Raw genomic sequence first — 18,241 nt, 5'->3', positions numbered from 1 at the left:
CCCGCTTGACCCACTGCCCGCACTGCGGGACATACCACCCACCCGGGTCACTTCTCGATGGAAATCCCGGGTCAACTCTCAGCGGAAATCAACACGCAACGAAGGGTATCCCGAGTTGCCGCACCAGCGCATCGCCCTCGACAAAGCGCGTGAAGCCCTCGACGCTGTTCGCCCCAATGCGGCACGCGATCTTCGTGCCGCGTTCTCCCGCGATATGGGATTGATCGACGAGGCCGCCCAGGGCCGCACCCGCGCCGCCATCAGCGCGCTGATGCTGGAGGCGGAGGTGCGAGACAGTCCGGAGCTTCGTGCAGGCAGGTTTGTGGAAGATTGGCAGAAGCTGGCTAAGGCGCATCGAACGTTTCGTCATGCTGGCGACGAGGCAGGCGCGCGCGCCATCGGGCAGCAGATGAGCGCGCTCGGCAAGAGCATGGAACGCGATGCGCAAGCCGAGTCGCTGGTCCGGAAACGGCTTCCCGAGCTTGGAATCCGCGCGCAGGAGGGCGCGTCCTTGTCCCATAATATCCAGGATTGGCTCGGCATCTCGCGCGGGCGCGGGTTGGGGCGGTAGGGTGCGCGGATGGACCAAACCACCAATCCGCCGATCGCTCAAAGCGATCCCGCCAGCGCCTTCGCCGATCTGCGCGGTGAGGTGAGCCTGCTGCGTCGTGCTGTCGAAGGGTTGACCGCCGAGCGGCAGAATGCGCCCGATTACACCCCGACCCTAACCGGATTGTCGAGTAGGCTTGCCCGTACTGAGGAGTTGCTCGGCAAGATCGCCGAGAGCCCAGCGATGCGGCTGACACCGGAAAATCTGGCTGTGAGCATTGCCCGAGCCAGCGAAACCGCGCGGGCAGGCGATCGTGAAACGCTGGACAAGTCGGGTGCCACCTTGCGAGCCTCGATCGCCACCATCAATGGTGTTGTCGAGCACGCCTGGGCTGCTGACGGTCAGTGGAAGCAGCTTTATTGGACGGGCGGAGGGGGCTTGCTTATCGGTGCGCTTGGCGCCCTATCCATTTTGCATTTGATCGGCTGAATTCCATAGGTCACGGCAAATACCGGCGGCCATCCCGCCGAACTCCGGCAGCGTCAGAATGTATGGTGCAACTTGACACCGAACGAGTGGCGGATTATCTAGCATCATGAAGATCAGAAACGTGATCCATAAGGGGTTGCGGCGTTTCATCGAGGATGACGATACCAGCGGGTTGCAGCCCGCTGTCGTCACCAAGGTGCAGCGCATCATCTCCTTCCTCCAGGACATGGAGCAGGAAGAGGAATTGCGCACCGTGCCGAGCTGGAAGGCGCATATGCTGACCGGCGACCGCAAGGGGACGTGGAGCCTGTTCGTCACCAAGAATTGGCGGATGACGTTTCGGATCGACCGGGAAGAGATCGAGATCATCGACCTCGATTACGAAGATTACCACTAGGAGGTGGCCATGAGTGCGATTGCAGGCATCCGCATGAAGAACCCGGCCCACCCGGGCGGCTTCGTGAAGTCCGAGATTATCGAGCCGCTGGGTCTGTCGGTGACGGCGGCGGCGCAGGTGCTTGGTGTCACCCGCGCGACGCTTTCGACGTTGCTCAACGAGCATTCGCAGCTTTCGCCGGAAATGGCGCTACGGGTCGAAAAGGCCTTCGGCGTGTCGATGGATACGCTGATGCGAATGCAGAATAGTTACGACATCGCCCAAACCCGTAAGCGGGAGGGGGAAATCAAGGTCGAGCCTTTCAAGGGCAAGCCGCTCGATGCACAACCGACGATGATGTGATCTGACGTGGCATTGACGTTCGGACGCGCGGAATGAACGCAGTTGAAATTGAAGAAGCGGTTTCTGCTCTGGCAGAGCAGCCGTTCGACGCACAGGAGTTCTCGTTCGCGTTCCTTGAAGCCTTCGGAAACAAGGCGACAACGATCAAGCGTCTGCGCAGCGGCGTGTCGAACAAGTCCGATGTTGGGGGGTCCTGCAAACCAACAACATTCACTTGGCTGTCGCCGCCCCCCGGCGCGGTCCCTCGAACGGTCGCGGCCCTGAAAGCCAGCCCCGTTACTGCCAAGGCGAAGGCAAAATTCATTCTTGCCACCGATGGCGAGACGTTTGAGGCCGAGGACCTCGAATCCGGCGAAACCGTTGCCTGCGACTATGCCAGCTTTCCTGATCATTTTGGGTTTTTCCTGCCGCTGGCAGGCATCACCACGGTCAAGCAGGTTCGGGAAAGTTCGTTCGACATCCGCGCAACCAGCCGTTTCAATCGGCTTTATGTCGAGCTGCTGAAAGACAATCCCGATTGGGGCACCGCCGCGCGACGGGTGGACATGAACCATTTCATGGCCCGGCTAATCTTCTGTTTTTATGCGGAGGATGCGGCCGCACATCGAGCTCACGGGGAATGCCTGCACCGAGATCGACGGGGCCCATATGATCAAAGAAGATATAGGGGCCGATCATTCGACGGGCGCGGAAGGGCAGAACCCGCCCCACCTCGAAGCCGCCACCCAGATCGTGGGCACGTTTGTCGATAATTTGTTCAATCATGATAGGACTCCAGCCACTTCAGTGGGGTAAGCCGTCTCCCCGAACCGGAAGTTCGGCATCAGGCGGGTTGCAACTGCTGCTCGGACTCCCTTGCTCTGATCGCCCGAGCAAGATCGCGAACCGCATCGCGAGCGAAACCCAGCGATGCTTCATCGACCAGACGTCCATCAGCGAGCTTGTTATGCACTTCGGCGATCACGACCTGCGCCCTGGGGATCAGGATCGACTGCGTGGCAAGGAGCGTTTCGTGAAGCTGGGCCTGAGCACGAATGCCCCCAGTGAATGCCGGCGACGCGCTCATCGTGACGACTGGTTTGCCGATCAGCGCCCCCTTCCCATGGGGCCGCGACGCCCAGTCGAGGGCGTTCTTGAGCACGCCGGGAAGGCCGTAGTTGAACTCGGGCGTCACGATGACGAGCCCGTCAGATAGCGAAATCGCGTCGCGAAGGTCAGACACCCCCGCCGGAGGCTCATCGGCATCCAAATCCTGGTTGTAGAGAGGCAGGTTGTCCAGCGGGTGAAGGCGCAAGGCTACACCTGAGGGGACCTCGTCCTGCAGGCTGCGCAGTATAGCCGTGCTGAACGAGCCGGCTCTCAGGCTCCCGGAAATGCCGAGCAGATTTACGCTTGTCATCATTGATCTCCGGTTGTTGCAGCGCTTCCCGGCTGCAGCTTGAATTCGGCTTCAAAATGAAGGGTAACATCGTCACCCACTGCGGGTAGGCCGTAAGAGACCCCAAATTCGGAGCGCTTGATGCGTGCGTGCCCATCGAAACCGACGGAATACCTGCCGTCGATCGGGTTGGTTCCGGCCTGGTGGAAATCGGCGAGGATGACGATCGGTTTCGTCACTCCCCGCAACGTCAGATTGCCATTGATCTCGGCCGAGTCCGCGTCGGTCAAGCGAATGCCTGTCGCAATGAAACGTGCGGTGGGAAACTTCGCGGTGTCGAGGAAATCGGCGGTCTTAATATGTCGATCCAGCGCCTCGTTGAACGTGCCGACGCTCTCAGTTCCAACACGGGCCTGCAGCCGGCCAGCCGAAGGCGTGCGCGGATCGAGGGTCAATGTTGCGCTCATATCGGTGAACTGCCCGACATAAGTCGAAAAGCCCAGGTGATCGACAGACCAAGTGATCTTGCCGTGCGCCGGATCAAGCACGTAGATCCCGGCGTGTACTTCGGTCGGTTTGCGGACGATGGCATCACTGGTCTGGCCGGCGACTGCGGCTGATATACCTGCCAGCGCCAATGCAGCGGCGAATGAAAGTTTGTTTCTCATGGAATTCCTCGCTTGATTGAACGATGCGCCACGGGAATGCGGCGCATCGTCCAGGTTGGCTCTTCAGCTCGCGTCGACGAGAACGATTTCGCTATCCTCGATCGCTGTCACTTTCAGTGTTTGGACATCGCTAATCGCAGCGCCATCGCGTGCATTGACCCGAATGCCCTCGAGCTCGACTGTACCGGTGGCCGGCACAAGATAACCCTTGCGGTCCTGGCCAAGGCTGTATTCAGCCGTCTCGCCCGCCTTGAGCGTCGCAGCGACGACCCGCGCACCGGTCCTGATTTTCAGCGCGTCGGTGTCCTCCGCAAAGCCGGAGGCAAGAGTAACGAAGTGTCCCGACCGGTCGCCCTTGGGGAAGGGACGCGTGCCCCACGACGGCGTACCGCCCCGTTCGGTCGGAATAATCCAGATCTGGAAGATCTGGGTGGCCTCCTTTTCCAGGTTGTATTCCGAATGGGTGATGCCGCTCCCTGCGGACATGACCTGGACATCGCCGGCTTCGGTTCTTCCGCTATTACCCTGATTGTCCTTGTGGCTAATCGCCCCGCTGCGGACATAGGTAATGATTTCCATGTCCGCGTGGGGGTGAGCGGGAAAGCCGGTCCCGGGCTGGATCGTGTCGTCGTTCCAGACCCGCAAATCACCCCAGTGCACCCGCGCGGGATCATAATAGCCCGCGAAAGAAAAATGGTGCTTGGCATCAAGCCAACCGTGGTTGGCGCCGCCCAGCGAATTAAAGGGCCGAAGTTCGATCATCGTCTTCTCCAACGGTGTGTCTGTTGGCGACAATCTAGGTGCCGGTCTGCTAGAAGAAAATAGAACTGATGGAAACACAACGATGAAGGATATTACATGTCGCGCCTGCCCGATCTCGACGCCTGGGCCATATTCGCACGGGTTGCCGATCTCGGTTCCTTCGCCCGTGCAGCCGCTGATCTGAGCCTGTCGAACCCGACGGTTTCAAAGGCTATCACCCGCTTGGAACAGCGCCTGCACGTCGCTCTCTTCCACCGCACATCGAGGCAGATCACCCTGACTGAAAGTGGGCAAGCGGTTCTGGAACGCGCGCGGCGTATCCTGGCGGAAGGCGAGGCCGCAGAGGCGGAATTGTCCGCCCAGGCCGAAGCTCCCAGCGGACTGGTCCGTATGACGGCGCCGATGTCGTTCGGCACCAAGCAGCTTGCGCCGCTTCTCCCGGGGTTCCTGGCCACCTATCCCGGTGTGACACTTGACTTGCATCTGAGTGATGCCCGGGAAGATCTCATCGCGGGAGGGTATGATCTGGCAGTGCGTATCGCCGCGCTTGAAGATTCGTCGCTGCGTGCACGCAGGTTATCGGCAATTCGCCGTCCAATCGTAGCTGCGCCGGCTTACCTCGAACGCAATGGCTCGCCCTCCCATCCGCGGGATCTCGAGCGGTTCGACGGCGTCTGTTACGCGAATGTCGCGAGCCGGGACGTGTGGCATCTGCATCATGTCACTCTGGGAAAATGGGACGTTCGCGTGAGGGCCAGGGTGATCACCAACAATGCCGATGTCATCGTGCCGGCGCTAGTGGCGGGTCAAGGCGTTGCAATTCAGCCTGAATTCTCCATCAAACGGGAACTTGAGGAAGGCAAGCTGGTGGAAATCCTGCCCGGCTGGAGCCTGGAGCCGATCAGCCTGTACATCGTCACTCCACCGAGTTCCCTGAGGCCGGCCAGAGCGAGAGTCCTGATCGATTATCTCGTCGAGAAACTGGCCGAAGGGGACTGATGAGGTGACTGCCACCCGTTGACCCGTGCGGCTACTTCGAGATTACGGGCCGGTCGCTATACCCGTCCATTCCGCTTTCCAGCCCCATCAGCGTCAAAAGGGCCTGGTCGGGACGTTCGTCGAGCAGGCGACGCCCGTCTTGCGAGCTGATCTCGTCAAAGCCGAGCGTATCCTTCGATGAGGGGCCGGTCGGACAACCGAATTCTTCCGCAACGTCTCGTAACGCGATGAGGGATGGACGTACAGGCAGGCGGCTATGAGATGATCAGACCAAACTGGCCAAGATCCACTTGGTCACTGAGGTGTGAGCAGGCACCCAACCAAGCTCTCTTCGCGCCTTGTCCGCCCGCACGCGGCTGTTTGATCCGAGGCCAAAAACGGCCAGCTCTCGACCCCAGCGCGCGATCGCTGCCGCGGGCGTCCAGTCCTCGGCTTTTCCGAGTCCCATCGCCTCGGCAATCGCCGAGCTTATCTCGCCAAATGACGCCTCGCCATTTTCGACGAAGTAGAAGCTTCCGGCAGCTGCGCGTTCGAGCGCCAAGATATACAGCGACGCGACATCGGCTATGTGCACGTTGGACCATCGGTTCAGCCCGCGACCGACGTGGCGGACGACGCCACTTTCCCTGGCCTGGGCAACAAGCGGCGGGATCTGCACGCTTTGCGCCGTCGGCCCTAAGGTGTCTCCGTAGATCAAGCTATTGCATAGAATGATCGAATGGACACCGGGGGCAGCGGAACGGATCAGGTCATCGATCGCAATGCGCGCCAGCTTGTCGGGCGCGGGCTGGACCGGCGTTTCCTCGGTGAAGACAGCGTCCGATGGCTCGCCGAGCGCCTCGTCGCCAACGAGGCTGGTGCCGCTCGTGTGAAGGAAGCGTTTGCCCGATCCCGCCAGCCCATCCAGCAGGGCCTCCACCGCGCCCCGATGATCGCTATCCGCGGCGTTGATTACGGCATCGGCCGCATGGGCTTCCGCGCGCAGCAGTTCGCGATCGTCCAGCGTTCCCAGCACAGGCACGATGCCGTGCGCAGGCAATTCGCCGCAGCGCTTGGGATCACGGATCAAGCCTCGGACACTGTGCCCGTCGGCCGCAAGCCTCGCTGCTACTGATCCGCCTATGAAGCCGCTCGCGCCCGTTACAAAAATCTTCATGCCTGGTCTCCTGCCGCGCAGAGATGACGACGCGGCCATCTCTTGATAAGCGAGGCCGCCTCCACATAAGCTGTGAAGGATATTCACAGGAGATGAGGCATGGATAATCGTGCCGGCGAGATGCAGGTGTTCGTGGCAGTGGTAGAAGCCGGGAGTTTCTCGGCCGCCGCTCGCGGCATGCTAATGACGCCGTCAACCGTGTCGAAGCTGATCGCACGTCTGGAACAACGTCTCGGTGTCCAGTTGATCGAGCGTTCGACCCGAAGTCTGTCGCTCACCGACGAAGGCCAGACCTATTATGAGCGCGCGCAATCGTTGATCGCCGAGTTGGACGATGTCGAGCGCACTCTCGCCGCAGGCGGCGCAGGCATGAGCGGGAACATACGCGTGAATGCATCCGTCGCGTTCGGAACAATCGCGCTCGAGCCGCTGCTGCCGGCATTCTGGAATGCCTATCCGAACATCGTTGTCGATCTGTCACTGGCCGAAGAGAAGATCGATCTCTACCGCGAACGCACGGACATCGTTTTCCGGGTCGGCGGAATCGCGGACTCGTCATTGATATCAAGACGTATCGGCACCGCCCGGCGCAAGATCGTTGCTGCGCCCTCCTATCTTTCACGCGTCGGAACACCGTTGGTCGTCGACGACCTTGATCGTCACAATTGCCTGGGTTTCAACTTCCAGCGCGCCAAGCCTGTCTGGCCTATGAAGCGGGGCGGGCGGATCGTCGATCGCATGGTTACAGGGACATTGCTTGCGAACAACGGCGAAACCGTGCGCCGAATGGCGGTAGCGGGTGTAGGTCTCGCTAGGATCGCCGAATTCCATGCCAGAGCCGATCTGGCCGCCGGTCGACTTGTCGAAGTGCTGGCGGACGCCGGTGTCGATGACGAAGAAGATGTCTGCGCGCTCTATCTGGGAAGCAGGAGGATGCCTGCGCGAATCCGCGCCTTCCTCGATTTCGTCGTACCGCCCCTACGAGCATTCATGGCGAGCAGTGCGACGAACAGCGGTCTGGACTCGTCGCCTCACGGATTATGAGCCGAAGGACCGCGTGATCAAAGAGCGAGATACGACCAACTGTTAAGAATCCAATTCACAGGTCACGGCGTTGATCTTGACGCCTGAAGGGGAGTAACTCTGCGGTGCCGCCGATCTCGACGGCTGCATGACCAACGAATCCGAAGAGAAGTTGGTCTATATCCGTGGGTCGATTAGAAGGAATACCTTAAATGACAGCAAAGCCCGAGCTGCTAACGCCTCAGAATTGCCAATTGATCTTTATCGATCATCAGCCGCAGATGGCGTTCGGTGTACAATCGATTGACCGCCAGGTCCTGAAAAACAATACGGTTGCCCTGGCGAAAGCAGCCAAGGCATTTGGTATCCCGACAACGATTACCACAGTTGAGACCGAAAGCTTTTCGGGCCACACTTACCCCGAACTATTGGCGGTTTTCCCCGAACTCCCGCTGCTCGAGCGCACTTCCATGAATTCATGGGACGATCAGAAAGTGCGCGACGCCCTGGCGAAGAACGGACAGAAGAAGGTTGTGGTATCCGGGTTGTGGACCGAAGTCTGCAATAACAGCTTCGCCTTCTCCGCGATGGCGGAGGGTGGATACGAAATTTACATGGTGGCCGATGCTTCTGGCGGCACCTCCAAAGACGCGCACGACTATTCCATGCAGCGCATGATCCAGGCCGGCGTCGTTCCGGTCACTTGGCAGCAGGTCATGCTTGAGTGGCAACGCGACTGGGCGAAGCGCGAGACCTACGATGCCGTGATGGCCATCGTGAAGGAGCATTCCGGCGCCTATGGTATGGGCGTGGATTACGCCTACACCATGGTCCACAAGGCATCTGAACGAGTGGCGCACGGGGATACATTGGCGCCAATCCCGGCGCGCTGACCCCGTCTAAGCCGTGTGCCTGCCGCAGGTCGCCGCTCTCTTGGCGGGATTGGTGAAGCCGGCGGGTACACGGCGAAGACACTCGGCCAAAGCCGGGAATCGAGGCGTCCTATCTCATGAACACCGTGACCAGTTCAGAGCGGGGCATGACGGCACCATCGCCAGGACCGCTCGCGAGCCCGGTTTTCCGGGCGTTGTGGATCGCGACCATCGTGTCGAATATCGGCACCTGGATGCACGACGTTGGCGCGGGCTGGCTGATGACTGCCAACCCCCTGATGGTTGCGCTGAATGCAGGCCGACTATTTTCTCCATGTCTTTCGCTGTGGACAGCCCATCCCGCCAATCCGACGTTTCCGCCACCCCTCTCCCGTTTTCCAGAAAAAATGGAACTCACCGATGAGCAACTCCGTCACCACCAAGGATGGCACGCGCATTTTCTACCGCGACTTCGGTGCGGGCCGTCCCATCGTCTTCTCCCATGGCTGGCCCCTGAATGCCGATGCCTGGGACGGGCAGATGCTGTTCCTGGCGCAGAACGGCTTTCGCGTAATTGCCCATGATCGCCGTGGCCATGGTCGTTCCGACCAGCCCGCCACCGGCAATGACATGGACACCTATGCCGATGACCTTGCGGAGGTGATCGAGGCGCTAAATCTCAAGGACGCGATTTTGGTCGGTCATTCGACCGGTGGCGGCGAGATCACCCGCTATGTCACCCGCCATGGTACCTCGCGCGTCGCCAAGCTTGTGCTGTTGGGGGCCATCACTCCCCTGATGGGCGCCACCAACGGCAATGACGATGGCGTTCCGCTTGCAGTAGCCGATAGCGTGCGCAAGTCGGTGGCCGACAATCGCTCGCAATTCTATCTCGACTTTCCCGACATTTTCTTTGGCATGAACAAGGAAGGCGCGACCAAGAGCGAAGGATGGCGCTATTCCTTCTGGCAGCAGGGCATGTCAGGCGGCATTCACGGCCAGTATGCGTGCATCGAACAGTTCTGGGGATCGGACTATCGCGAGGAAATGAAGTCCATCTCAATTCCGGTGTTGGTCATCCATGGCGACGGCGACGACGTCGTGCCGATCGAGACCACCGGCAAGCGCGCGGCGAAAATCGTGCCGAACGCGACGCTGATCGTCTATGAGAACGCTCCCCACGGCTTCCCTGCGACCCATCAGGATCGGCTGAACGCTGACCTGCTGGCTTTCGCACGCGATCTCGCCTGAGCCGGAGACTTACGATGAAACTATATCTTCTTTCACTCGGCGCCGGTCTCCTTGTGGGCATCGTCTACAGCCTGCTCGGGGTGCGCTCGCCCGCACCTCCGATCATCGCCCTGGTCGGCCTGCTTGGCATATTGGCCGGCGAGCAGATCGTTCCCATCGCGAAGCGGTTGCTGTCCGGCCCTGATCTGCTGAACTTCGTCCAATCCGAATGCCGTAATCATATGCTGGGCGAACTTCCGTCCAATCAGGATCGTAACGCATGATGACCCGCCGCCAGGCGCTTGCCAGCGCCGCCACGACCGCCCTTCTGACCGCTACGGAGAGTTTCGCCATGTCCCCCAAGGATCTCATCATCACCAATGCCAAGGTTACGACGCTGGACCGCGGAAATCCGGTGGCGCAGGCGGTCGTCATACGCAATGGCAAGTTCCTGGCAGTGGGCACCGAGGCCGAAGCCCGGGCCGCTGCCGGCCCAGATGCCCAGGTGATCGATGCCAAAGGCCGCCGTCTGATCCCTGGCCTGATCGACAGCCATATCCACGTCATCCGCGGCGGGCTTAACTATAATATGGAGCTGCGCTGGGAGGGCGTCCCGACGCTCGCCGACGCGATGGCAATGCTGAAAAGGCAGGCCGAGAATACCCCGCCGCCACAATGGGTGCGCGTGGTCGGTGGCTTCACCGAGCACCAGTTCGCCGAGAAGCGGCTACCGACCATCGATGAGATCAACGCGGCCGCGCCCGACACGCCGGTGTTCATCCTGCACCTTTACGACCGTGCGCTCATCAACGCCGCGGCGTTGCGCGCTGTGGGCTACACCAAGGACACGCCGAACCCGCCTGGCGGCGAGATCGTCCGCGATGCCGCGGGCAATCCCACGGGCCTGCTGCTCGCCCAGCCCAATGCGACGATCCTTTACGCAACGCTCGCCAAAGGCCCCAAGCTGCCGCCCGAATATCAGCTTAATTCGACGAAGCATTTCATGCGCGAGCTGAACGGCCTCGGCGTCACCAGCGTGATCGATGCCGGCGGCGGCTATCAGAACTATCCCGACGATTACAACATCATCGAAAAGTTGCATGCGGACGGCGATCTGACCCTGCGTATCGCCTACAACCTCTTCACGCAAAAGCCGAAGGAAGAGCTCAAGGACTTTGCGACCTGGTCGACCAAGGTGAAGCCCGGCGACGGCGACGATACCTATCGGCACAATGGCGCGGGCGAGATGCTCGTCTATTCGGCGGCTGATTTCGAGGATTTCCGGGTCGCCCGTCCGGATCTGCCCGCCCACATGGAATCAGACCTCGAGCCGGTGATCCGCCTGCTCGCCGAGCGTCGCTGGCCGTGGCGGCTCCACGCCACCTATGACCAGACGATCGGCCGTGCACTCGACGTGTTCGAGAAGGTCAATCGCGATATCCCGCTGCAGGGCCTCAACTGGTTCTTCGACCATGCAGAGACAATCAGCGAGCGGAACATCGATCGCATCGCCGCGCTCGGCGGCGGCATCGCAGTCCAGCATCGCATGGCGTATCAGGGCGAATATTTCGTCGAGCGCTACGGCGCCAAGGCCGCCGAGGCGACCCCGCCGATCCGGAAGATGATGGCGGCCGGCATCCCCATCGGCGCGGGCACCGACGCCACGCGCGTCGCGAGCTATAATCCCTGGGTCTCGCTGTCCTGGCTCGTCACCTCGAAGACGGTCGGCGGGCTGCGGCTCTACCCGGTTGCCAATCGGCTCGATCGCGAGACCGCCTTGCGGTTGTGGACGGAAGCCAACACCTGGTTCTCGAACGAAAAGGGCAAGAAGGGCCAGATCAAGGCCGGACAACTCGCCGACCTCGCAGTCCTCTCGGACGATTATTTCACGGTCCCCGAGGACCAGATAGTCGGCCTGAAATCAGTGCTTACGATGCTCGGCGGCAAGATCGTCTTCGGTGAGGGTGACTTCGCCAAGCTCGCCCCGCCGCTGCCGAAGCCGATGCCCGACTGGTCCCCGGTCGCGACCTTCGGCGGCTATTGGCGCGGTGGCGAGGCGAACGCGAAGCTCGCGGCGGCCTGCGGCTGCGCGTCGTCCTGTACCGTCCACGGGCATGATCACGCTGCGGCGCTCGGCGCCAATGTGCCCGCCGCCGACGTCCAGAGTTTCTGGGGCACGCTCGGCTGCGGCTGCTGGGCTGTCTGATCCACATCTCATTCTCTCCCCTCGATATCTCACGGATACTGACGATGAACCGCTTGCAGACTCTCCTGTGCCACGAGATCGCCGATCTCGATGCCGCGCTAAGCAAGGCGAAGGCAGCGGGCGTGACCATCGTCGCTGATCCCTATGCCGCCGGCGTTCGCGACGCCGCGATCGTCCAGTTCCCCGGCGGCTATGTCGCGGAGATCCACAATGGGCGCGTGCTATGAGCCTGCATCTCAGCGATCGCGATCCGCGTTTCGTCGATGTCATCCTCGATTGGCGCGGCACCGCTTTCGCGGCGCGGCTCGCTCTGGTCGGCGCCTATCTGCTCGGTGGCCTCGTCAAGCTTGCCGATTTTCCCGCCGCCGTCGCCGAGCAAGCGCATTTCGGGATGGCGCCGCCGGCGCTTTGGGCGGCGATCACCATCGCGATCGAACTGATTGGGCCGATCCTGATCCTGATCGGGCGCTGGGTGTGGCTCGGCGCGGGTATGCTGGGCGTCTTCACCTGCTTCGCGGCGGTTACGGCAAACGCGTTCTGGACGATGGAGGGGCAGGCACGCTTCATGGCGACCAACGCCTTTTTCGAGCATATTGGGCTCATTGGCGGCTTCATACTCGCCGCGATGGTGGCCGAGCACGACAACCGCCACGCCCGCTGGCGGAAAGGTTGATGCGGTTTCCCGTCGCCTTGATCCTCGGCGCCGCGATCATGCACGCGCCGGTTTCGGCGGCGGAGCCCGACGAAGCGGGGAAACCGACCATTCTAACGACCGAGCGCTATAATGAGGATTGGTCGGATCTCGCCGATCCGGCGAACCGCATCGGCCATTGGACCGAGCCTTTCAAATATATTCCGCTGGATTCCACTGGCGCATATTATCTGACGACCGGTCTCGAGTTGCGCCTGCGCAACGAGAAGTTCGAGAATAATCTCTGGGGCTCGGCCGACGCACCCGATGACGGCTATCTCTGGATCCGCGCGCTGCCTTATGCCGACCTGCGTGTAGGCAAGGTTCGCGCCTTCGTGCAGCCGATCATCGCCTACGCCGCGGGCGTGGCGCCCGCCCCGGGACCCGTTGACCAGACGCGCGTCGACTTGTTGCAAGGCTTTGCAGATATCCAGCTCGGTCTTGGCGCCGACACGACATTGCACCTGCGCGCGGGGCGCGAGCTGATCGGCTTGGGAACCGAGCGGCTCATCGGCACGCGCTACGGTCCCAATGTTCCGCTTGCCTTCGATGGCGGTCGCGCGATCCTCCACAGCGGGCGAACGACGCTCAACCTCATCTACGTCCGTCCCGTCGAGAGCCGCACGGGAAGCTTCGACGACCGCACCTCGGACACGCGCACCCTGTGGGGCGCCTATGCCACACGCAGCCTTGATGGTACTGCTGCCAACGGCATCGACACCTATTATCTGGGGTATCGGAACGCCGCGGCGCGCTACGATCAGGGCGCGGGCCGCGAGACGCGCCACACGCTGGGCATGCGCGTCTTCGGCAAGGCTGCCGACTGGCGCTGGAATGTCGAGGGCATTTACCAGTTCGGCCGCTTTGCCGGCGGCCCGATTAGCGCCTGGTCAATCGCGACCGAAATCGTGCGCAGCTTTCCAGGTGCGCCGCTGGCGCCGAGCGTCACGGTGCGCGCTAACGCAATCAGCGGCGACCATGATCCGTCGGATCGCCGCCTGCAGACCTTCAACGCGCTCTTTCCCAAAGGCAAATATTTCGGCGAGCTCTCGCCGATCGGGCCGTACAACATCATCAACGGCCATGTCGGAACGTCGTTTGATCTGGGCGGCGGCGTAAGCGCAGGCCTCGCGACGATGGCCTATTGGCGCGAAAGCCGGGGCGATGGGATCTACGATATCCCGGGCCATCTGCTCCGGAGCGGTCGCGGCAGCAGCGCGCGTTTTATCGGCAAACAGGCCGAAGCAACAGTCTCTTGGCTCGTCACGCCCGAACTCGAACTGTCGGCATCGCTCTCCGCCTTCGCGCCCGGTGCGTTCATCCGCGACACCGGCAGCGCCCGCACCATCCACATGCTCGGCCTCGAGAGCAATTTCCGGTTCTGAGAGAGAATAGCACCATGACAACCGCACCCCAACCCCACACATCGCCAATGCCCTGGCTGCTTCTCCTGCTTTCGGTCACGACAGGTCTTGTCGATGCGATCAGCGTGCTTGGGCTCGGCAAGGTGTTCACCGCGAACATGACGGGAAACATCGTTTTTTTGGGCTTTGCGGCAGCAGGCACACCGAACTTCCACGTAGCGCCCTATTTGGTCTCCATCGCCGCCTTCCTGTTCGGTGCGCTGATCGGGGGCGGACGGGAAAGGTCTATGCGGGCAAGCCGCTTCGCCACTGGCTTATGGTCGCCGCGTTGATAGAGGCCGTCCTACTGTGGATTGCTGCAGGCGTTTCACTTGGCTTTGAGATTGCAGCACAGGCGCCCGAAACGCGCCTCTTCTCCATCATCGCGCTCACTGCCGTCGCGATGGGGTTTCGCAACGCGACTATCCGGCAGCTCAAGATCCCTGACCTCACAACGACGGTGCTGACGCTGACCTTGACCGGTCTTGCGGCCGACTCCAGTCTGGCTGGGGGAACCAACCCGAACTGGTCTCGCCGCATCGGCAGCGTGGTGGCCATATTCCTTGGCGCCGCCTTAGGCGCCGTGCTTGTCATGCGTTCCGGGCTGACATTGCCTCTGATCCTTGCAGGCGTGCTCGTTCTGGCGGGGACGATTGCCTGCACTCTTCATCCGGCATCGGTGGAGCCAGTCGATTGATGCTACTTTGTTTCAAATGTCGGCAAGGCCAGCTTCCTCAACGTCCATCGAACCGCGCATCTGCCGATCGACATCGCCGGCGCAAACAGGAGACAGGCCATGATCGAACTGCGTCCCTTCGCCGAACTGGGCGGCGAGAACCACGGCTGGCTGAACGCCAAGCATCATTTCTCGTTCGCCGACTATCACGATCCGCAGCGAATGCATTGGGGCAATCTGCGGGTCTGGAACGACGACATAATCGCGCCGCAGACTGGCTTTCCGCCGCACTCGCATCGCGACATGGAAATCATCACCTATGTCCGCGAAGGTGCGATCACCCATGAGGACAATCTAGGCAATAAGGGCCGCACCGAGGCCGGCGATGTCCAAGTGATGAGCGCCGGCACCGGCATCACCCACTCCAAATATAATCGGGAAGATGTCGAGACGAGGATCTTTCAGATCTGGATTATCCCGACCCGTACCGGTGACGAGCCCAACTGGGGCGCGCGGCCTTTCCCCAAGGGCGACCGCAGCGGGCAGTTCGTGACCTTGGCCTCAGGCTATTCGCACAACAATGACGCGCTGCCAATCCGCACCGATGCGCGGATGGTCGGCGCGACATTGAAGGCTGGCGAGACGGCGGAATATGTGCTTGGCGCTGATCGCCGGGGCTATCTCGTTCCCGTAATCGGTTCGGTCAAGATCGACGGCGTGCGCATTAATGCCCGCGACGGTGCCGCCATCTCCGACATACAGCTGCTGCGCGTCACCGCGATTGAGGACAGCGAGATCGTTCTGGTGGATGCCGCCTGACGGGTAGTGGGGCGCAGGCACAACCTGCGTCCCGACATCACGTAGCCAGCGCTGGACGTCCGCATTCGAATTTGGATCTCGACATTGGGGATGGCGAAAGCTTCATGTTCCGACCAAGCCATGAAGTCGTTGTGAGAGACAGCAGCACAAGGAGTTGGAGCGACCGTGCGTGAAAGCTTCACACAGGCCATGGAGCCGCTGGCCACCGGCCTTGAACTGTTTGGTGTTGCTGTCATCGCCATCTCGGTGGCCTTTGCCACGATCAACTTTCTTCGCCAGTTGAGGCGGGAGGCGGGTAAGGCGGCGTATGATAGCTACCGCGCAAATCTCGGTCGGGGCATTCTTCTCGGGCTTGAGTTGCTGGTTGGCGCTGACATCATTGCCACGGTCACCGCGCCGCTAACGTGGGAAAGCGTCGGTCTTCTCGGACTGATTGTCCTGATCCGGACGTTCCTGAGCTTCTCGCTCGAAACGGAAATTGAAGGCCAATGGCCTTGGCAACGCCGCAGGGGGCAAGAGCAGGAGAAATCTGCCCGGTGAACAGGGGATCAACGACCCATGGCTCGGAGCGCCTGGGAAAGGTGAATGGATTATTGCGATGGCGAACACAGTGACTACGCCCGGCGCCGACAGCCCGCTGCGCGATCGGGTCTTCCGAGCGCTATGGATCGCCACGATCGTATCCAATGTCGGCACCTGGATGCACGATGTCGGCGCTGGCTGGCTGATGACGTCGCTATCGGCCGAGCCGCTGATGGTGGCGTTGGTGCAGGCCGCGACTACGCTGCCGATGTTCCTGCTGGCGCTGCCGGGCGGTGCTATGGCGGATATCGTCGATCGGCGAAAGCTGCTGATGGGCGCGCAGCTTTTCGGCCTGGTGGCCGCCGCGCTGCTGGCGGCTGCCACCTTCGCTGGCGTGACCAGCCCGTTGCTGCTGCTGGCCTTCACCTGCGCCATCACATCGGGAGCGGCGCTCTCCGCGCCCGCTTTTCAGGCGATCGTGTCGGAGCTTGTGCCGCCTTCCGCCCTGCAACAAGCGGTGGCTCTCAACAGTCTGGGCATCAACATCGCCCGCGCCATCGGTCCAGCGTTGGGCGGCGTCATCATAGCATTAGCGGGTCCCGGGGCTGTGTTCGCGCTCAACGCGTTGTCGGTCGTGGGCATCCTCTCGGTGCTCGCCCGCTGGCGCAGAGAGTCGCCGAAGTCACACCTGCCCGCCGAACATTTCATCGGGGCGCTGCGCGCGGGTCTGCGCTATGCGTTGCGTGCTCCCGAATTGCAGATCGTGCTTGTCCGTAGCATCGGTTTCTTCGTCTTTGCCAGCGCGCTGTGGGCGCTTCTGCCGATCATCGCGCGGCGCGATCTGGGGCTCGGACCGGCGGCCTATGGCGGACTGCTGACGCTGATGGGCCTGGGTGCGATCTGCGGCGCGATGCTGCTGCCGCGTCTGCGCGCCCATATGAGCGTAAACCGTGTGACGCTTGCCGCGTCGCTGCTGCTCGCCCTGGCCATGCTCGCCCTGGCGTGGTCGCGCAGCTTTGCTCCAGCCGGCGCCGCTCTGGCGGTTGGCGGCTTGGCATGGATCGCAATGATGTCGTCCTTGAACGGCGGCGCGCAGGCGTCATCCCCCCACTGGGTGAAGGCGCGCTCGCTCGCCATATATCTTCTCGTGTTCCAGGGCGCGATGACGGTTGGATCGACCCTGTGGGGCATAACAGCAGGCTGGATCGGCATTCCCGCAACATTGCAAGTTGCCGCCGCGGCACTGGCTGCCAGCACTTTACTCCTCGCGTGGCGCTTTCCGCTTGGCAAGGCTGCCATGCTCGACCTTAGCCCTTCTATGCACTGGCCGACCCCGATCGTGGAGGATGACGTGCGGCACGACAGCGGCCCGGTTCTGGTCACCATCGAATATCAAATCGACCCCGTTAGACTGTCCAATTTCGTCGCGGCGATGCAGCCGCTGCGCCGTATCCGTCGCCGCGACGGAGCCATCAGCTGGGGCCTTTACGAAGACGCCGCCGCGCGTGGCCTCGTGGTCGAAAGTTTTGTCGTGGAAAGCTGGCTCGAACATCTGCGCCAGCATGAGCGAGTGACGCAGGTCGACCGAGAATATCAGGATGCCGCTCGCGCTTTCCACTTAGGCAGCGAGCCGCCGCGAGTACGTCACCTTATCAGCCCCGCATGACCAGGGGTGCAAGCTGGTGTTGTATGCCAGACATTGGCATCTGCTGCGTCCTTCACGGGATTACGATCCACGCTGCCCTTTCGCATCTCACTGTCGCGGCGACAGTCGGCCTGAATGTCCGATCATTGACCGCTTGGGATGGGATTGAGCTCCGGCAGGGCACGAACCGGCGTTCAGGTGAACGCGAATCCTTTGATCGTCACCTTGGGTCGCCCAGCTTCGGGAGTCTCGATGTGCTACCTACGATGCTACCTAGCGTAGCTCGTCAAATCAGCGTCCATATCAATGCCTTTCCTAAGCTCGACTTTGTACGTTTTTGATCAGGTCCATGTCCAGAAAATGCCATTGTTTGCGATGTGGTTGAGGGCCTGATCGATGGGTAGGATGCATCC

General features: G+C 61.5%; 19 protein-coding genes and 4 pseudogenes. 19 read left to right on the top strand and 4 right to left on the bottom strand.

What is annotated here, in order from left to right; all coding sequences use genetic code 11:
* The 5 genes and pseudogenes from BM052_RS18460 to BM052_RS20485 all read left to right on the top strand — a co-directional run.
* A pseudogene (locus BM052_RS18460) lies at window positions 1–571 on the top strand (Ti-type conjugative transfer relaxase TraA); the annotation flags it as partial.
* Window positions 572–580: 9 nt separating this feature from the next.
* Window positions 581–1,039 (top strand): DUF6118 family protein, encoded by a 459-nt coding sequence (locus tag BM052_RS18455; protein ID WP_091149272.1) that lies wholly within the window; start codon window positions 581–583, stop codon window positions 1,037–1,039.
* A gap of 121 nt (window positions 1,040–1,160) precedes the next feature.
* Window positions 1,161–1,436 (top strand): type II toxin-antitoxin system RelE/ParE family toxin, encoded by a 276-nt coding sequence (locus BM052_RS18450; RefSeq protein WP_255406256.1) that lies wholly within the window; start codon window positions 1,161–1,163, stop codon window positions 1,434–1,436.
* Window positions 1,437–1,445: 9 nt separating this feature from the next.
* Window positions 1,446–1,778 (top strand): HigA family addiction module antitoxin, encoded by a 333-nt coding sequence (locus BM052_RS18445; protein WP_091149270.1) that lies wholly within the window; start codon window positions 1,446–1,448, stop codon window positions 1,776–1,778.
* Window positions 1,779–1,810: 32 nt separating this feature from the next.
* Window positions 1,811–2,227 (top strand): annotated as a pseudogene (locus BM052_RS20485) (type IIL restriction-modification enzyme MmeI); the annotation flags it as partial.
* 374 nt (window positions 2,228–2,601) lie between these two features.
* Here the strand turns inward: BM052_RS20485 and BM052_RS18430 are convergent.
* From BM052_RS18430 to BM052_RS18420, 3 genes are all read right to left on the bottom strand, one after another.
* A complete protein-coding gene (locus BM052_RS18430) occupies window positions 2,602–3,177 on the bottom strand; it encodes an NADPH-dependent FMN reductase (RefSeq protein ID WP_091149268.1) in 576 nt (191 codons plus the stop codon).
* A complete protein-coding gene (locus tag BM052_RS18425) occupies window positions 3,177–3,824 on the bottom strand; it encodes a YceI family protein (RefSeq protein WP_091149267.1) in 648 nt (215 codons plus the stop codon). The genes BM052_RS18430 and BM052_RS18425 overlap by 1 nt, the downstream gene beginning before the upstream one ends.
* 63 nt (window positions 3,825–3,887) lie before the next feature.
* On the bottom strand, window positions 3,888–4,586 hold the full coding sequence (locus tag BM052_RS18420; RefSeq protein WP_091149275.1) for a pirin family protein: 699 nt from the start codon (window positions 4,584–4,586) through the stop codon (window positions 3,888–3,890).
* A gap of 96 nt (window positions 4,587–4,682) precedes the next feature.
* On the opposite strand from BM052_RS18420, the gene BM052_RS18415 reads away from it, so the two are divergent.
* On the top strand, window positions 4,683–5,585 hold the full coding sequence (locus BM052_RS18415; protein ID WP_091149265.1) for a LysR family transcriptional regulator: 903 nt from the start codon (window positions 4,683–4,685) through the stop codon (window positions 5,583–5,585).
* 265 nt (window positions 5,586–5,850) lie between these two features.
* On the opposite strand, the gene BM052_RS18410 is transcribed toward BM052_RS18415, so the two are convergent.
* Complete coding sequence (locus BM052_RS18410) at window positions 5,851–6,741, bottom strand: NAD-dependent epimerase/dehydratase family protein (RefSeq protein WP_091149263.1); 891 nt, start codon at window positions 6,739–6,741, stop codon at window positions 5,851–5,853.
* A 99-nt stretch (window positions 6,742–6,840) separates the two neighbouring features.
* On the opposite strand from BM052_RS18410, the gene BM052_RS18405 reads away from it, so the two are divergent.
* From BM052_RS18405 to BM052_RS18345, 13 genes and pseudogenes are all read left to right on the top strand, one after another.
* Window positions 6,841–7,785: a LysR family transcriptional regulator gene (locus BM052_RS18405; protein ID WP_091149261.1), complete on the top strand. Its 945-nt coding sequence runs from the start codon at window positions 6,841–6,843 to the stop codon at window positions 7,783–7,785.
* A 191-nt stretch (window positions 7,786–7,976) separates the two neighbouring features.
* On the top strand, window positions 7,977–8,657 hold the full coding sequence (locus BM052_RS18400) for a hydrolase (RefSeq protein ID WP_091149260.1): 681 nt from the start codon (window positions 7,977–7,979) through the stop codon (window positions 8,655–8,657).
* A 116-nt stretch (window positions 8,658–8,773) separates the two neighbouring features.
* Window positions 8,774–8,935: pseudogene (locus BM052_RS18395) on the top strand (MFS transporter); the annotation flags it as partial.
* Window positions 8,936–9,056: 121 nt separating this feature from the next.
* The gene (locus BM052_RS18390; protein ID WP_091149258.1) at window positions 9,057–9,887 is read left to right on the top strand and encodes an alpha/beta fold hydrolase; all 831 of its coding nucleotides are present in this window, start codon (window positions 9,057–9,059) and stop codon (window positions 9,885–9,887) included.
* A gap of 14 nt (window positions 9,888–9,901) precedes the next feature.
* Window positions 9,902–10,150 carry a XapX domain-containing protein gene (locus BM052_RS18385; protein ID WP_091149257.1) on the top strand — a complete coding sequence of 83 codons (249 nt, stop codon included), beginning with the start codon at window positions 9,902–9,904 and terminating at the stop codon, window positions 10,148–10,150.
* Entirely contained in the window at window positions 10,147–12,072 is a 1,926-nt protein-coding gene (locus tag BM052_RS18380) for an amidohydrolase (RefSeq protein WP_091149255.1), read from the top strand. Before BM052_RS18385 ends, BM052_RS18380 begins: the two co-directional genes overlap by 4 nt.
* A 44-nt stretch (window positions 12,073–12,116) precedes the next feature.
* A complete protein-coding gene (locus BM052_RS18375) occupies window positions 12,117–12,299 on the top strand; it encodes a VOC family protein (protein ID WP_091149253.1) in 183 nt (60 codons plus the stop codon).
* Entirely contained in the window at window positions 12,296–12,745 is a 450-nt protein-coding gene (locus BM052_RS18370; protein WP_091149251.1) for a DoxX family protein, read from the top strand. The genes BM052_RS18375 and BM052_RS18370 overlap by 4 nt, the downstream gene beginning before the upstream one ends.
* Window positions 12,745–14,148: an alginate export family protein gene (locus BM052_RS18365; protein WP_091149250.1), complete on the top strand. Its 1,404-nt coding sequence runs from the start codon at window positions 12,745–12,747 to the stop codon at window positions 14,146–14,148. Before BM052_RS18370 ends, BM052_RS18365 begins: the two co-directional genes overlap by 1 nt.
* Window positions 14,149–14,162: 14 nt before the next feature.
* Window positions 14,163–14,863 (top strand): annotated as a pseudogene (locus BM052_RS18360) (YoaK family protein).
* Window positions 14,864–14,962: 99 nt separating this feature from the next.
* Window positions 14,963–15,661: a pirin family protein gene (locus BM052_RS18355; RefSeq protein ID WP_091149248.1), complete on the top strand. Its 699-nt coding sequence runs from the start codon at window positions 14,963–14,965 to the stop codon at window positions 15,659–15,661.
* 165 nt (window positions 15,662–15,826) lie between these two features.
* A complete protein-coding gene (locus BM052_RS18350; protein WP_255406255.1) occupies window positions 15,827–16,201 on the top strand; it encodes a DUF1622 domain-containing protein in 375 nt (124 codons plus the stop codon).
* A gap of 58 nt (window positions 16,202–16,259) precedes the next feature.
* Window positions 16,260–17,849 carry an MFS transporter gene (locus BM052_RS18345; protein ID WP_091149245.1) on the top strand — a complete coding sequence of 530 codons (1,590 nt, stop codon included), beginning with the start codon at window positions 16,260–16,262 and terminating at the stop codon, window positions 17,847–17,849.
* Window positions 17,850–18,241 lie beyond the last annotated feature (392 nt).

This window comes from Novosphingobium sp. CF614 (genome assembly GCF_900113255.1).
In the GTDB taxonomy this organism is placed as follows: domain Bacteria; phylum Pseudomonadota; class Alphaproteobacteria; order Sphingomonadales; family Sphingomonadaceae; genus Novosphingobium.
This window is presented reverse-complemented; position numbering and strand designations above follow the sequence as displayed.